The 14,630-nt window shown below is 64.5% G+C and carries 13 protein-coding genes; 4 read left to right on the top strand and 9 right to left on the bottom strand.

The features are described from left to right. Positions 1-107 precede the first annotated feature (107 nt). A complete protein-coding gene (locus tag D3876_RS11450; protein WP_119762289.1) occupies positions 108-668 on the bottom strand; it encodes a superoxide dismutase family protein in 561 nt (186 codons plus the stop codon). Between the two features lie 132 nt (positions 669-800). Between D3876_RS11450 and D3876_RS11445 the strand changes: the two genes are divergently transcribed. Genes D3876_RS11445 through wecC form a run of 3 tightly spaced genes read left to right on the top strand, consistent with a single transcriptional unit; the run spans position 801 to position 4,277 of the window. Then, on the top strand, positions 801-1,799 hold the full coding sequence (locus D3876_RS11445; RefSeq protein WP_119762287.1) for an NAD-dependent epimerase/dehydratase family protein: 999 nt from the start codon (positions 801-803) through the stop codon (positions 1,797-1,799). A gap of 35 nt (positions 1,800-1,834) precedes the next feature. Further along, the gene (gene wecB, locus D3876_RS11440; protein WP_119762285.1) at positions 1,835-2,968 is read left to right on the top strand and encodes a non-hydrolyzing UDP-N-acetylglucosamine 2-epimerase; all 1,134 of its coding nucleotides are present in this window, start codon (positions 1,835-1,837) and stop codon (positions 2,966-2,968) included. After that, entirely contained in the window at positions 2,946-4,277 is a 1,332-nt protein-coding gene (wecC, locus tag D3876_RS11435; RefSeq protein WP_119762283.1) for a UDP-N-acetyl-D-mannosamine dehydrogenase, read from the top strand. The genes wecB and wecC overlap by 23 nt, the downstream gene beginning before the upstream one ends. A gap of 94 nt (positions 4,278-4,371) precedes the next feature. Here the strand turns inward: wecC and D3876_RS11430 are convergent. Continuing rightward, positions 4,372-5,132 (bottom strand): IS5 family transposase gene (locus D3876_RS11430; protein ID WP_119763753.1). Its coding sequence is split into 2 segments (ribosomal slippage): positions 4,372-4,808 and positions 4,808-5,132, totalling 762 coding nucleotides; the frame shifts between segments, so codons are not numbered across the junction. 96 nt (positions 5,133-5,228) lie between these two features. After that, positions 5,229-5,993, bottom strand: a complete 765-nt coding sequence (locus D3876_RS11425) for a metallophosphoesterase (RefSeq protein ID WP_119762282.1) — start codon at positions 5,991-5,993, stop codon at positions 5,229-5,231. Between the two features lie 376 nt (positions 5,994-6,369). Between D3876_RS11425 and D3876_RS11420 the strand changes: the two genes are divergently transcribed. Continuing rightward, positions 6,370-6,627, top strand: a complete 258-nt coding sequence (locus D3876_RS11420; RefSeq protein ID WP_119762280.1) for a hypothetical protein — start codon at positions 6,370-6,372, stop codon at positions 6,625-6,627. 412 nt (positions 6,628-7,039) lie between these two features. Here the strand turns inward: D3876_RS11420 and D3876_RS11415 are convergent, their stop codons facing one another. The 6 genes from D3876_RS11415 to D3876_RS11390 form a co-directional block, all read right to left on the bottom strand. Next, positions 7,040-8,107, bottom strand: coding sequence for an OmpA family protein (locus D3876_RS11415; RefSeq protein WP_182911987.1), 1,068 nt, complete (start codon positions 8,105-8,107; stop codon positions 7,040-7,042). Positions 8,108-8,281: 174 nt separating this feature from the next. Next, entirely contained in the window at positions 8,282-8,785 is a 504-nt protein-coding gene (locus D3876_RS11410) for a DUF2793 domain-containing protein (RefSeq protein ID WP_119762276.1), read from the bottom strand. A gap of 10 nt (positions 8,786-8,795) precedes the next feature. Continuing rightward, on the bottom strand, positions 8,796-10,991 hold the full coding sequence (locus tag D3876_RS11405; protein WP_119762274.1) for a phage tail protein: 2,196 nt from the start codon (positions 10,989-10,991) through the stop codon (positions 8,796-8,798). A gap of 1 nt (position 10,992) precedes the next feature. Next, positions 10,993-11,379 (bottom strand): peptidoglycan endopeptidase, encoded by a 387-nt coding sequence (locus D3876_RS11400; protein WP_238475336.1) that lies wholly within the window; start codon positions 11,377-11,379, stop codon positions 10,993-10,995. Then, positions 11,372-12,178 carry a DUF2163 domain-containing protein gene (locus D3876_RS11395; RefSeq protein ID WP_119762270.1) on the bottom strand — a complete coding sequence of 269 codons (807 nt, stop codon included), beginning with the start codon at positions 12,176-12,178 and terminating at the stop codon, positions 11,372-11,374. Before D3876_RS11395 ends, D3876_RS11400 begins: the two co-directional genes overlap by 8 nt. Positions 12,179-12,181: 3 nt before the next feature. Continuing rightward, positions 12,182-14,518, bottom strand: a complete 2,337-nt coding sequence (locus D3876_RS11390; RefSeq protein ID WP_119762268.1) for a DUF2460 domain-containing protein — start codon at positions 14,516-14,518, stop codon at positions 12,182-12,184. Positions 14,519-14,630: the final 112 nt, after the last annotated feature.

Below are 14,630 nucleotides of genomic sequence, written 5' to 3'. Positions count from 1 at the left end.
CCGGGCTCGACCCGGAGCCCATGTTCGCTGCGGCTGTGCGGTCGGACAAGTGGGCTCCTGCTTTCGCAGGAGCACTGAACCCGATTTAACGCATCGTGCTCTAGCGATCAGCCGGCGACAAATGCACCGCAGGCGATGCGTCCACCGCTGTTGCCGGTCGGATCGGTTTTGAGATCGTCGGGATTGGTGTGGACGACCAGAGCCGCGCCATCCTCGTCGAGTAGACCGCCCGGCCCGGACATTTTCGCGCCGTGCAGGTCGATAGTGAAAGAGCCCTGCCCGTCAGTGCCGATCAGCAGATTGGGAAGGTCGCCTGCATGCGCGCCCTGCGGATTATCCTTACCATGCTGCGCGCCTGTCGGGTTCCAGTGCGAGCCCGCGCTGGCGAAATCGGGGGCGTCGCAGCGACCCACCATGTGAATATGCGTGCCATGCGCCCCCTGCGGCAGGCCGGTGCCCGTCACCGTGAGTTTCAGCCCGTGGCCGGTGTCCTCGATCAGCGCGCTGCCCAGCGCATTGCCCGTGGGTCCCTGCAGCGTCGCGCGGGCGGATGCCGGTCCCGCCGGAGCAGGGGTTTCCGCAGCGGTGTCATTGGCTGCGCAACCCGAAAGCCCCAGCGCCAGGAGCGCCGCAGCCAAACCCAATTGCCTCACATCACGTCTCAGCATTACGCGCTCCTTCGTTGCATTGCTCGGGCCGTTCGGTCACAAACCTCGTGATCGATCAGTTTACCCTCCCTAACACCCGAAACGCCTTGATGAAAATCGGGTATGGGCCGCGGAGGGAGGGAGAATGTGCGAATGACGACGCTCGTGACCGGCGCCGCGGGTTTCATCGGCTACCATGTCTGCCGGGCGCTGCTCGCGCGAGGCGGCTCAGTGATCGGCATAGACAGCGTCAACGACTATTACGATCCGACGCTCAAGCACGACCGCATCGCCGAACTCGAACGGCTCAACAGCGGCCGTTTCAACTTCAAACGCGTCGATTTTTCGGATCATGAAGCGCTGGAAGCGGCGCTTGCCACCGAGGATTTCGACCGGATCGTCCATCTCGGCGCGCAGCCAGGCGTCCGTTATTCGCTGCAGAACCCGCGCGCCTATATCCAATCCAACCTCGTCGGGCATCTCAACCTGATGGAACTGGCGCGAGGCCGTGGATCGAGCCATCTCGTCTACGCCTCGTCCTCCTCGGTCTATGGCAACAACGAAGCGCTGCCCTTTCGTGTCGAGGACCGTGTCGATCATCCCGTCTCGCTCTACGCCGCCACCAAGAAGTCCGACGAGCTGATGAGCGAGACCTACGCGCATCTCTATCGGATCCCGATGACGGGCCTGCGCTTCTTCACCGTTTACGGCCCTTGGGGCCGACCCGACATGGCGCCGTGGATCTTCACGCGCAAGATCCTTGCGGGCGAGCCCATCCAGGTCTTCAACCATGGCGATATGCGCCGCGACTTTACCTATATCGACGACATCGTGGCGGGGGTGATCGCCTGCCACGACAATCCGCCGCCCGACGATGGCGGCGAAAAAGCAGGCGGCAGCCGCGCGCCGCACAGGCTCTACAATATCGGCAACCACAGGTCGGAGGAGCTGCTGCGCTTCATCTCCGTGGTCGAGGAAGCCTGCGGCAAAAAGGCGATCACCGAGATGATGCCGATGCAGCCGGGCGATGTCCGCGACACATATGCCGATATCAGCGCGATCGAGCGCGACCTCGGTTACGCCCCCACGACGCCCATCGACATCGGCATTCCGCGCTTCGTCGAATGGTTCAGGGAATATCACGCGCGTTAGAGGGTTCTTAAAGCTGCGCCGTTACGTGACGGCGCATGAGCAAGAAGGTCATCGTCGTATTCGGGACACGTCCCGAAGCGATCAAGCTGTTTCCCGTGATCGATGCGCTGCGTTCCGAATCCGACGTCGATGTTCGCGTCTGCGTCACCGCCCAGCACCGCGGCCTGCTCGATCAGGTGCTGGAGATCAGCGGCATTGTACCCGACATCGACCTCGACCTGATGCAACCCGGCCAATCGCTGGACGCGCTGAGCGCACGCCTGCTGACGGGTCTTGGCGAGGTTTATGACCGCGAGCGCCCCGCGCGTGTCGTCGTCCAGGGCGACACCGCGACCGCGATGATCGGCGCGCTCGCCGCCTATTATCGCCAGATCCCCGTCAGCCATGTCGAGGCGGGCTTGCGCAGCCATGATATCTACCAGCCCTGGCCCGAGGAGGTGAACCGCAAGATCGTCGGCTCGATCGCCGATCAGCATTTCGCGCCGACCCAAACTGCCGCGGAGGCGCTGCTGAAGGAAAATGTGGCGCCCGGCACCGTCCATGTCACGGGCAACACCGTGATCGATGCGCTACACACGACGCTCACGCGGATCGAAGGCGAGCCTCGCTTCGCGCAGGGCCTGGACGACGTTGCGGAGCGTTTCGCGGGCAAGCGCGTCATCCTTGTCACCAGTCACCGGCGCGAGAATTTCGGCGGCGCTATGGAAAATATCGCGCGCGCTATCCGCAGCATCGCCGCGCGCGACGACGTCGCGATCATCTTTCCCGTCCATCCCAACCCCAATGTTCGCAGCGTCATGGACGATATCCTCAGCGTCCGCCCCAATGTCGCACTGATCGATCCGCTGGATTATCCGCATTTCGTGCGGCTGCTCGGGCTTTGCCATATCGTGCTGACCGACAGCGGTGGTGTGCAGGAGGAGGCGCCCGCGCTGGGCAAGCCCGTCCTGGTCATGCGCGAAACGACCGAGCGGCCGGAAGGGGTCGCGGCCGGCACAGCGAAACTTATCGGCACCGACAAAGATCGCATTGTTTCCGAAATATTTACGCTGTTGGACGATGATGCCGCCTGGTCAGCCATGGCGCGCGCCCATAATCCATTTGGGGACGGGAAAAGCAGCCGGCGCATTGCTAGGATCGTCGCCGATGCTCTCGGAGCACACCCCTGAAGTTGTTGTCCTTGGTCTCGGCTATATCGGCCTGCCCACCGCCGCGGTAATCGCGCGTTCGGGTTGCCCGGTTCTCGGTGTGGACGTCAACGCAGACGTTGTGGAAACGGTCGGCTCCGGAAGGGTCCACATCGAAGAAGTCGATCTGGACGGTCTTGTGCAGGGTGTCGTCGGGCGGGGCCTGTTGCGCGCATCGACCCAGATCGAACCCGCCGATGTGTTCGTGATTGCGGTGCCCACACCATTCGAGGCGGATCACGCGCCGAACATCGCCTATGTCCTCAACGCAGCTACAGCCATCGCGACCGTGCTGAAGCCGGGCGACACCGTCATCCTCGAATCGACTTCGCCTGTGGGCACGACCGAAAAGGTTCGCGACCTCCTGGCCCAGCTTCGCCCCGATCTGCGCGTTCCCGGCCGCACGGGCGAGGCGGCGGACATCGCGATCGCCTATTGCCCCGAGCGCGTCCTGCCCGGCCGCATCCTTGTCGAACTGATCGACAATGATCGCTGCATCGGCGGCATCACGCCGCGTTGCGCGCGCAAGGCGCTGACCTTCTATCGCCGCTTTGTGCGCGGCCAGTGCGTGACGACCAGCGCGCGCACCGCCGAGATGGTGAAGCTCACCGAAAACGCGTATCGCGACGTCAACATCGCCTTCGCCAACGAGCTTTCAAAGGTTGCTGACACGATCGACCTCGATGTGTGGGAGGTCATACGGCTCGCCAACCGCCATCCCCGCGTGAGTATCCTTCAGCCCGGACCTGGCGTCGGCGGTCACTGCATCGCGGTTGACCCATGGTTCATTGTCCATGGCGACCCCGAGAACACCCCGCTGATCCGCACCGCGCGCGAGGTCAATGACGGCAAGCCCGATCACGTCATCGCGCGCGCGATCGCAATGATCGACGAAGCGCCCGAGGCCCCGATCGCCTGCCTCGGACTCGCCTTCAAGGCCAATATCGATGATTTTCGGGAAAGTCCCGCCGTCAAGGTCGCCGCTGCGCTTGCACAGCGCTACGCAGACAGGGTCCGGATAGTTGAGCCCTATGCCAGCGCGCTGCCAGCCGAGTTTGACGGGACCGGCGCGGCGCTTGTCGATATCGACACTGCCATTGAAAGCTGTCCGATCTTCGTCGTGCTCGTCGATCATGATGTCTTCAGGTCGGTGCCCGTCGACGAACGCGCCGACAAGCGCGTCTACGATACACGTGGTATCTGGCCCGATCAGCCGCGGCGCGACCCGGCGACGGCATCCCCGCTACGCCTAGAGCCTTATCCGGCAAGGCGAAATCGCCTTGCCGGATAAGAAAGGCTCCTGACTCAGTATCTTGAGCACTTCCCGATCGAAAAACCGGTTCCCACTTTTTCGGAAAGTGCTCTCGGCTGTGGTGACGATTTAATCATTTGATCCAGAGCATGATGCTGGCGAGCTTGACGAAGCCGAGGAAGTTTGCGGCGAGTTTGTCGTAGCGTGTTGCGATGCGGCGCCATTGCTTGAGCTTGGCGAAGAAGCCTTCGATGCCCCAGCGCTGCTTGTAGGCGATGCGATCATAGCGGTGCTGGAATTTGCGATGGCGGCGGGGTGGGATGACCGGCTCGCCGGCTTGCTCGTAGATGAGGTCGTGCAAGCTGTCGGCGTCGTAGGCACGATCGGCCAGAACCTTGCCAGCCGGGATTCCGCGGATCAAATCGCAGGCGGGCGCCATGTCGTTTTGCTGGCCGGGACCCAGGATGAAGCGGATCGGCAAGCCAAGGGCATCGACTACGGCATGGATTTTGGTGCCGAACCCGCCTCGGGGTCGCCCGAGAGCCTGGGCTTGAGCGCCCCCCTTTTTACCCGTGCCCCGGCGGCCTGAGCCTGAGCGCGGATCACGGTCGCATCGATCGCCAGCCACTCGATGTCGGGATCATTCGAGACAGCCTCGAAGATCCGGTCGATCACCCCTTGCTCGACCCAGCGATAATAGCGTCGCTTGGCGGTCTGATAGGGCCCGAACTTCTCCGGCAGATCACGCCAGCGCCCGCCCGAACGCGCCAACCATAGCAACGCATCCAGAAAACGGCGGCCGTCGCTACGGGGGCCCCGCCGCCCCTTGCGACCGCCCGGCACAAAATCCCGCAGCCGCTCCCACTGATCGTCCCTGAGAACCTCGCCTTCCACGCCAGCCTCCAAAAGCCAGCGTTGAATCACAAATCCCCGTCGCCGTGAATCCCTAAAATGTCACCACGGCCTAGCGAGTTGAATACACGAACGCGATCAGTCGGTGCTCAAACACCAGCACTGATCGCCTTCGAGCCCGACCGCGCTCAGCCGCCCGCTGGCGAACGCACCCGTATCAACGCCAATCCGGTTGGGCCGGCGTTCGACATCCTCGCTGATGCTGTGTCCGTGCACCACGACACGCGCATGCATCCCCTGATGGTTGAGGAACTCCTCACGGATCCAGCGCAGATCAGCGGTCTTCTGCTTTTCCAGCTCTACGCCGGGCCTGATTCCGGCATGGACAAATGCGTAGTCGCCGACCTCGATCAAATCCTCGAACGCCTCCAGAAATGCGATGTGCTCGGCAGGTACGCGCCGTGCCAGAAGCGCGGCCAGATCCTCATATTCAAGCGTGTTATATTCCTCGTCGGTGATGCCGTAGCTCGCCAGCGTGGCGCGCCCTCCGATACGGATCAGGAACTTGACCGCCCTGGCGTCACCGCGCACGGCGCGCAGAAACACTTCCTCATGATTGCCCTGCAGATAGCGCACGCGCACGCCGGCACCGCCAAGCCGGATCGCACGTTCGACGACGCCCGCCGAATCGGGTCCGCGATCGACCAGATCACCAAGCAGGATGATGAGCGTCTGGGCGTCACCCCGCGCGGCATCATCGGCGTCGATCTTCTCGATCAATGCTTCGAACAGATCCAGCCGGCCATGGATATCGCCGATGGCATAGACGCGCTGATGATCGGGAATGCGGGGATCGGGCGCCTTGCGGGTGCGTGCCCAACGCGCCAGTTTGGAATATACCATTTCTTCTGTCTGTGCCGGTTTCATCAATCGTAACGCGCATATAGGCGCACGGACCCTATTGTGCATCCCCTTGCGTGGAATTGCTGGCAGCTTAACTTCGAGAAAGTTGAAATGGATGCGTAAAATCAGAAATCGCGCATGCGCTGCAATGCAATCGCTAAAGCAAGATCGGTGCTGGAGGACGGTGGTCGCAGCCGAGCACTTCGATTCGATCGGAACGCTGTCGATACGACGTCATTTTTTGTTAGGATTTAAATGCGAAAGCCAACGCGGCAGCGCCTCATTCGATCGCGTTTTAGGGTTGTCATGGTTGCATTGGTATGGCATCGGACGTCCTGAGTGTTGGAAGAGCCTGTAACGTTGTAAGGAGCTAACTATGCGTCTCGGAAAAATTTCGATGGCGGCTGTCGTGGCGCTCGCTGTGTCGAGCACCCCGGTTCTCGCCCAGGCTGCTAGCCCTGCGTCGAAGCTGTCGGTTGCGACTGCTTCGAAGTCGGTCCGCACCGGTGCGACCGTCGATCGCAAGAGCGAAGCCGCCGGTGGCGGCGTCATCCTCGCGGTTCTCGCAGCCGCTGCGGTGATCGCTGGCATCGTCATCCTCGCCGACGGCGACGATGAACCCGCCAGCCCCTGAGCTGACGGCGTAAAGCCAAAAGAAAATGGCGGCCTCCGGGCCGCCATTTTTTTGTCCGCTGCAGATCGTTCGGCACTGCCGCCCGTTAACGCCTATTCATCTCCCACTGACCTTGCTGCGGGCCATGTTCCATGATGTTCGGGATCCGCCCCCCACGCCCGATGGCTTTAAACGGGTGTAGTCGCGTAGCCCGCCCATGATGCGGGAGCCGACGGCGCCGCCCCAATTCATCCGGCATCCTGCCGGCTCGGCCGTCGATGCAGTTGGGAAGCGCACGCCCTGACCACAGCGACTTCATCATCGAATGACGTCACCAAGCATTGGCCCGAAGAAAGACAATAAAAAAGGAGGCCGGCCAAATGGCCGACCTCCTCGATTTGGTCGTGAAACGCGGCCCGAAGACCACGCCCACTTACATGCCCGAGCCGGGTCCGTAAGTGATTTCCACGCGACGGTTCTGCAGTTCGCGGACACCATCGGCAGTCTCGACGCGCGGGCGGCTTTCGCCGAACGCTTCGGTCGAAATGACACCCGAGGGGATGCCCTTCGATTCGAGATATGCACGAGTCGAGTCGTTACGACGCTGCGAGAGACCGACGTTGTACTGGGCAGAGCCCGACTTGTCGGCGTGACCCGCCAGCATGACCTGCGCATTGCCGCAATCCTGGTACGCGGTGACCGCGTTGTCGAGGATCGAAGCGGCCTCCGGCGTGATGTTCGACTTATCCCAGTCGAAGAACACGATGTACGGCCCGGGCGTGCACACTGCCGGCGGCGGCGGAGGCGGCGGCGGCGGTGGGGGCGGCGGGGGCGGAGGAGGCGGCGGCGGAGGAGCTTCGGGCTCGCCGAAGTTGAAGATCAGGCTGCCGAGAAGGCTGTGCGAACGGAAGCGCGTGCTGACATCATTGCCGAAGTTGTCGACCATGTCGACACCGCTGGCATTGAAGAAGCGATACTTCAGGCCGACATCGATATTGTCGGTGAGCGGCGCACGGACGCCCGCAAGCGCCTGCCATGCGAAGCCTGTGTCCGAATCGTCAATGAAGTCGCCGGGAGCGTCGATCGACCAGTCACCCTTGACGCGCGCGATACCCGCACCGCCACCGATGAAGCCTTGCAGGCCGTCATCGTCGCCGAAATCGAGCAGAGCGTTGACCATGAAGCTGAGCGCGGTGGTCTTTCCACCAGGTGTGATGTCGCCAAACGCGGGGGTCTGGATCGATTCGATCGAGGCACCCTTGTAGCCGATCTCGGCTTCAGCGCGGAAACCACCGAAGTCATAACCGATGATACCATCGAAATCATAACCCCAGTCATGGTTGACGTCTGCGGCATCGTCGATTGCGCCGATGTCGAGCGACATGTCCTCGACCAGCATCGCGCCACCCTCGACGCCGACGTACCACGCATTGTCTCGCGCCAGAGCGGGCGAGGCAATGGCCGTGGAGGCGAGTGCCATTGCTATGGCAAGCTTCCGCATAGTATTCCCCTTTCTCAGTTGTCACTTAGGACAGCGGTTTATTCACTACCCAATGCCAAGTCTTCGCGCAAGTCGCCAAATAGCCTGATATGTGGCCAAAATGTCGCACTTCTTTGCCATTGAGCACGCCGCAGACAACCCAGTGCAACGCATATTGTTCCGCGAATTCTGTTGTCAGACCGAAATTAATCCATGCGCGCGAAGCGCGATCAGGATCGCCGTTACCGTCCCGCGCGCCTGATCGTCGACGACGCTGCCACCAGTGGGCTCGGCGATCATGGGCTGACGCGTACCGAGTACGCGCATCCCCGCCACCTGGACTTCGGAGACACGCGCAACTCCTTGAGCCCATGCGGATTCGCCGCGAACCGCCCAGAGCTCTGCGCCTCGCAGCCAGACATGCATTCCCTCGAAAGGCGCGACATAGCGCCAACCACCCACCGTCCAGCACGCAATCTGGTCGACGCGGTCGATCCATGCCCCCGTCGGCGCGCCGCCCACGATCCAGGCCTGTCCCGCCAAAGGCGCCTCGGGCGGCGTATCGCGGGCAAGTTCTTCGGCCACCGGGTTGATCAGGAAATCCGCGAGCAGCAGGGCTTCGTTGTGCATCACTTCCTTTTGCGCCTGCCCCGCCGATAAAAGGGGAAACCCGTGGCGCGCGGTCGCGGAGATGGTCATTCATTCCTCCTCAGTCAGTTGGAATCACGATTGCCGCGGGACAGGACGGCGCGAAGGCTCCGACCTGCGCCACAAGGATCGTCACCGCACTCTCGCCCGCGCTGTCTGCAGCAATCGCAGCAGCAGGATAGTCAAATTCAGAAACTTCGCTCTCCGTGACGCGAACCACTGCGCCGCCACGCAGAACCGTGATCCGGTACAGTTCTTTCTCCTCGCCGAGCGGCGCATCGATCGAGTCCACCCAGCGCCACCCGAGGCGACTGCGCCGGATCCATGTCAGGCGATAGCCGCCATCGCTATCGGGTATCGCGTCGAGAGCCACCGGCGACGGCGGACGAACCGACGACCCGATGATCGGCACCGCGCGTTGCACGGCGACATCGTCGCCGACGCCGCTGGCCATGGTGAGCATCTCACCGCCGATCATCGATGCAGGGATATCGATCATCGCCAGCGTTTGCGGCTCGATCAGAATGAACCGTTCGCCCGGGGAATGGTCCGCCACGGCGAACTCGGTTCCACGCCGTCCGCGCAGCAGCCGTCGAAGACGATAGCGACCCACGCCGATCGGTTCGGCGCTGCCGAACTGGATCAGCTCGTTCCCCAGCAACGCAAGGTTGGCGCCCGCGGTCAGCCGCGCATCGTCGGCATCCGCCAATTGCATCCCGGAATTGAGCAACGCGATCTCGACCGCGCCGATATCGTCGAAGCAAAGCGTGTCGCCGGGGGCCAGTGCGGTCACCGCCGCGCCCATCGTCGCCGGTGCAGCGGTCGAACCGCGATCTTCCCAACTGAATCCTGCATCGTGACTCACCGCCAATGCTGCGCCGCGCCACCCCGCCGAGGAGCCCGCTGCCGCAGTCATGATGCGCGGCGCGCTAGCCAGCGCCTCACCAAGCTCCGGCAGCTCGAATGCTTGGATCACCGTGGGTCCATGGATCAGGTCGGGCTGCGGCGCGGGCCGCCCCGGCTCGGCAGGTGGCATCAGGGTGATGCTGCCGCCGCGATGTCGAACCAGCGTGAGCGCAACCGCCATGCGCTCGACCTCCGCCTCGGCGACGCGCCACAGCCCCGGAACGCCATCGATAGCAACGATCTGCGAAGGCGCTATGCCGAGATGCCGCCAGGAAAGCCGGGCCGTTCGCTGTACGCGTCCGGTCAAGCCGCGCGCCAGATTCGCTTCGGCCATGGCCTTCGCCTCGCCCGCGTCGAGCGCGGCCGGCAGTTCGATCCGTTCAACCCTTCGCCCGTTTCCCGGACGGCGCGCGCGGTGCAGTCCCGCCTGATAGTCGCGTGCGGGCTCGTAGTAGCTCAGGGCGATCTCGCCCGGCGCCACCAGCGTTGAAGTCGACCGTTCGTCGCGCGCTGCCGCGCCGGCACCGCCTGCGGCGGCTCCGAGTTCGCTCGCCGCGATGGTCAGCACCGGCGCATCTTCGGCAACCAGTTCCAGCCGATCGCCCGCATCGCTGAGCGACAGCGGCGCCGCGCGCGCCAGCGTCTCGATTGCGCCGCGCACGCTGTCGCCCGACGCGGCATAACCGCCCAGCCTGCGCGAAAGCGTTCCGCCGACCGCGCCGTCGCTCAGCACATCCGCGATCGTCGAGATCGGCACCGGCGCCGGGTCGGCTTCGACCTCGAAGGTCAGCGACGGGATGCGGTTGCCATAGTCGGCGAGCTGAAAATCCTCGAACACCGCATAGGCCATCCCGCGATAGGCGGGCGTACCGCCAATGCCTTCAGCCGCCGCGATCAGCGGATCCGCCGCCTGCCCCTCGCCGCCCGCGTGGACGCGAAATCCGGTCGCCGTCTTGAAGTCCCCACCCGCACCGCGCAGCAGCTTGCCATCGGCCCAGATACGGCGAACGCCAATGATGGCGCGCGCCGACAACGCGACCGCGAAGCTCGCAGAATAGCTGTAGTTCGTCGCCTTCGGCCTGCCTTTTCCGCCGCCGCTGCGCGTGCGCTCCTCGCGAAGGTCGGTCGCCCAGATCACCGTGCCGGCGACGCGCATCGTGCCGAACAGAACGGGAATCGGGCTGCCATAGGACGATGTCTGCACCGCCAGATCGCCCAGCCGCGGTCCCTGACGGTTCTTGGGCTTGAAGAGCACATTCTGATCGATCTGCTGGCCGATCATCGCGCCGATCGCAGCGCCCATCGGGCCGCCGAAGATCGTGCCCACCGCGGTCAGCACCAGTGTCGCCATCTCACGCCTCTCCCATCCGCCAATAGCCGATGACCGGCCACGGCACGCCGCCCGGCCGTTCCACCACGCGCCGCAACGCTGCGTCGGCGTGAACGAAGCCGGTGTGCGTCATCACGATCAGGTGAAATTGCGAGGCCCCCGCCTCGACCAGTGCGACATCGCCCGGCATCGCGTCGTCGACGCGCGCCAGTCCTGCGGCGCCCAGCATCGCAGCAAAGTCCTCCGCCCGCCCGCCGCGCAGCGCATAGCCGCTCGGCGCAGCCTTGGGCCGCCCGCAGGCGCATGCGACGACGCCGACGCAATCGAGCCCCGTCGCGCGCTCGCGCCCATGCAAGCGAAAACGCGCCCCGACCAGCGTACGCGCCGCCGCCGCGATCGCCTCACCCACCGGGATAGCGCGTGAGCAGATCATTGCCCGGCAAATGCGGCTCGCCGCGAAAATTGAGCCTGTTGGCGAAGCGCTCGCCGCACGTGGCGAAGCGCTTGTCGCACCCCTGGATCAGCTCGGCGCGATCACCCGCCGCCACCGCAAAGGCGGGGTCTTCGCGCAATGTGACGCCGGCGCCCGACGAAGCGAGAATCGCGGCCGACAGTCCCGAATTCGCCCCGCTGATCCAGCGCAGCACGCCATAACCATAGGCATTGGCCACAGGCTCGATCCGATCGAAAACGAGTTCGGCATCGTCCGCTGAAACCACCACCGCCACGTCGCGCCGCGCGGCGAGATCGACGCGACACCGCCGATCGCCCAGTTCGGCGCGACATTCGGGCGAGGTCTGTTCCACCACCGGCCGCTCGAGCACAGCGGTCGGTCCGCGCAGTTCCGCGGTAAAGCGCTCATCGACCAGCTCGACCGAGCCGAGCTCGCCGCGCGCCAGCGGCAGCCGGTTGTCGGGGGCCTCCCAGTCAACCGCGAACAGTGCGACGCGCGCGCCATCCCAGCGCCCCGCCGCCAGATCCTGCGCGCTGATCGCCGCGTCGCTCAGCGCGCCCGTCATGTCCATGCTGTCGACCTCGAAACCGTCGCTCCGAGCGATCGCCGATGGCAGCATCCCCGGCGCAGCGCGATAGGTGAGCCCGTCGATCACAAGGTCGCGATCATGGCTGATGAAGCCCAACGTTATCCCGTCGCGCCGCTCGAGCCGCCAGCAAAAGGCAAGCGTCGTCAACGCGCCATCAAGCCACATCGCTCAGTCCTCCCGGATCTCGATCAACGGCACCGACGCCGCCTCACCGGCAAGAAAGGTCGCGCGATTGACCTCGATCCGGTCCTCGGCGAAGCGGACGGGCACGTCGAACAGATAGCCCGCGGAAATCGCTGCACCCGCAGCAGGTGGCGTATCGAACGCCACCACGCCACCGTCGAGCGTCCAGCCCGTCACGATCGCCCCGTCCACTGCGACCGCGACGCTGCCAGCCACGGGTCGCGTGATCGGGCGCAACTGCGCGTCCGCGCCCGCCCCATAACGCTTCACGAGCGAAAAGCGCGTCGTCGCGCCATCGCCCGTGCCGATCGCCTGGTCGGTTGCGGCAGGCGCTCCGGTCATGCCGGCGGAACTGTGATCGAATGGATCGCGAAACCGGAACCCCCGCGCAGCCCCACGTCGTGCACGGAAAAAGCCAATCAGCGTTGCGATATCAGCCTCGGAACGGAGACCGGGCCCAGCATCGAAGCGCAGCCGCGCGTCGGACCAGTCGGCGTTGCGCTGCTCGTGCCCCGACGCCATCGTCACGATCGCGGTCGAGAATGCGGGCGCGACACTCGCCTCGCGCCCGAGCGCCAGCGGAAACAGCACATCGTCGAACGCCTGCACGCTCGCCTCCTTCTCGTCAAAATGGACAAAACCGTCGCGGATCGCCTGCGGCAGCGCCCAGACGAACACTTCCGCCGCACCGCGTGCGCATGCCGCCTGCGCCGCGGCATCGATCTCGGCCCATTGCCCGACGTCCGCGCTGTTCAGCACAAAGCCCGAAAAATAATGCTGTTCATCAGATGGATAGCCCAGCCGCGCCGTGGCCTCAGCCACGCCTCGCGCGGTCGCGGCGCGATTGCCCCCGGTAACCCAGTCATAGTCCTCGAGCTGAAGCACGTCGAAAGCCGGCCTGGCCCAGCCCAGCGGGACGTTCGCCCGGCTGACCTCGGGCGCTTGGGCATCCAGCACGCTCGGCAGATAGACCAGCAACAGCGTCTCCGCACCCGGCGCCTCGGCCTTCGCGGCCGCGCACAACGCCGCGGTGGAAGCCGCAAGCAATGCCCCCGCCTGATCGAGCAGCGCCTTTTGCGGTGCGCTCATCGGCGCCTTCACATTGGCGATCGAAACCGGGCTGCCGCCAAAAGCCGCGCGCGCCGCGTCGTCATACAGACAGATGCGCCCGTCGGGCATCACCCACCACCACGGTTCACCCACCTGAAAGCGCACCGCAAGCCCGGCATCGCGCGCGATTGCGACGAATGCGCGCGCCACCGCCTGCAAATATCCCATCGCCCCCGAATGCGCGGGCGAGAGCAGCGTGGACGGCGGCGTCCAGCCCGTGAGCGCAGGATCGCCATTCTCGGCGCGCTGCTTCCAGTCGTTCCAGCAATGCGCGTTGAACAGCTCGTACGACAGCGAGAGGATAAGACCGAAGCCCAGCGCCTTCGCGCGCGCCGCGAAATCCCGGTGCCACGCCTTGCAAGGCTCGCTGAGCGCCCCGCCCGCAAGGCTCACATTATATCCGCCGTACAGCGCCTCGAGCCGGAAATAATGGCTCATCCCGACATAGTGGTTGATGGCCCCGCGATAGCCGAGCTGCAGCGCGTTCCGCAGCAGTCGCGCGGGCGTCAGGTGATAGCTGTCGTCATAGCCGCTCGCGATTCGTATGCCGTGTTCGGGGATCATCACATCGCCGATCGCGAGCACCGATCCCGGTCCGTCGCAGGTTATCCCGGTCAGTTCGACCCATGCTTCCTGCGCCGCCGGCAACGGCGCCTCGCTCGTTGCATAGCCCGGTGGGACCAGCGAGAGAAACAGCCGATCGATATCGCCCGCCCATACGGGATCCGCCTCGTCGGGCAGCACGAACCCGCCGGCGAGCGCATCGAAATCGAGCACAATCTCAGCATCTTCCGGCGTGCCCTCGGCATAGTTCCACAGCCGAACATACCAGGCGCGTGGCACGCCCGCCGCGTCGCGTCCCTCGATCGTCAGCGTCGGCCCATGAACCGCATCCAGCGGCATGATCCCCGACGATTTCCATTGGAAACGCAGCCGGCACCCGCGAAAATCGCGCGCGGTTTCATAGGCGAGCAGCGGATGATCATGCCGGTCCTCCGCCTCCCAGATCAGCCCTGCCAGATCATTGGTGCGATAGAACACCCCATCCACGCGAAGACCCTGTCCTGAGCCTGTCGAAGGGGCATCCGCGGCGGTGGTCACGACCGACGCCATCATCGGCCGCGGGAAATTGACCGTCCAGAACCGCGGATCGAACCGCTTGATCCAGCCGCTCTCCTGAACGGTGCACTTTTTCGCGAGCCAATAAGGCATGTTTCGCTTTCCCCGCTGCAGTCAGTGCCGCTCTAACGAGTACCCCGGCGCAAGCCGGGGTCCAGGAGTCACCCACACCGAGATCTGCCGCCCCCTGGACCCCGGCCTTCGC

It is taken from the genome of Sphingomonas cavernae (assembly GCF_003590775.1).
GTDB lineage: Bacteria > Pseudomonadota > Alphaproteobacteria > Sphingomonadales > Sphingomonadaceae > Sphingobium_A > Sphingobium_A cavernae.
This window is presented reverse-complemented; position numbering and strand designations above follow the sequence as displayed.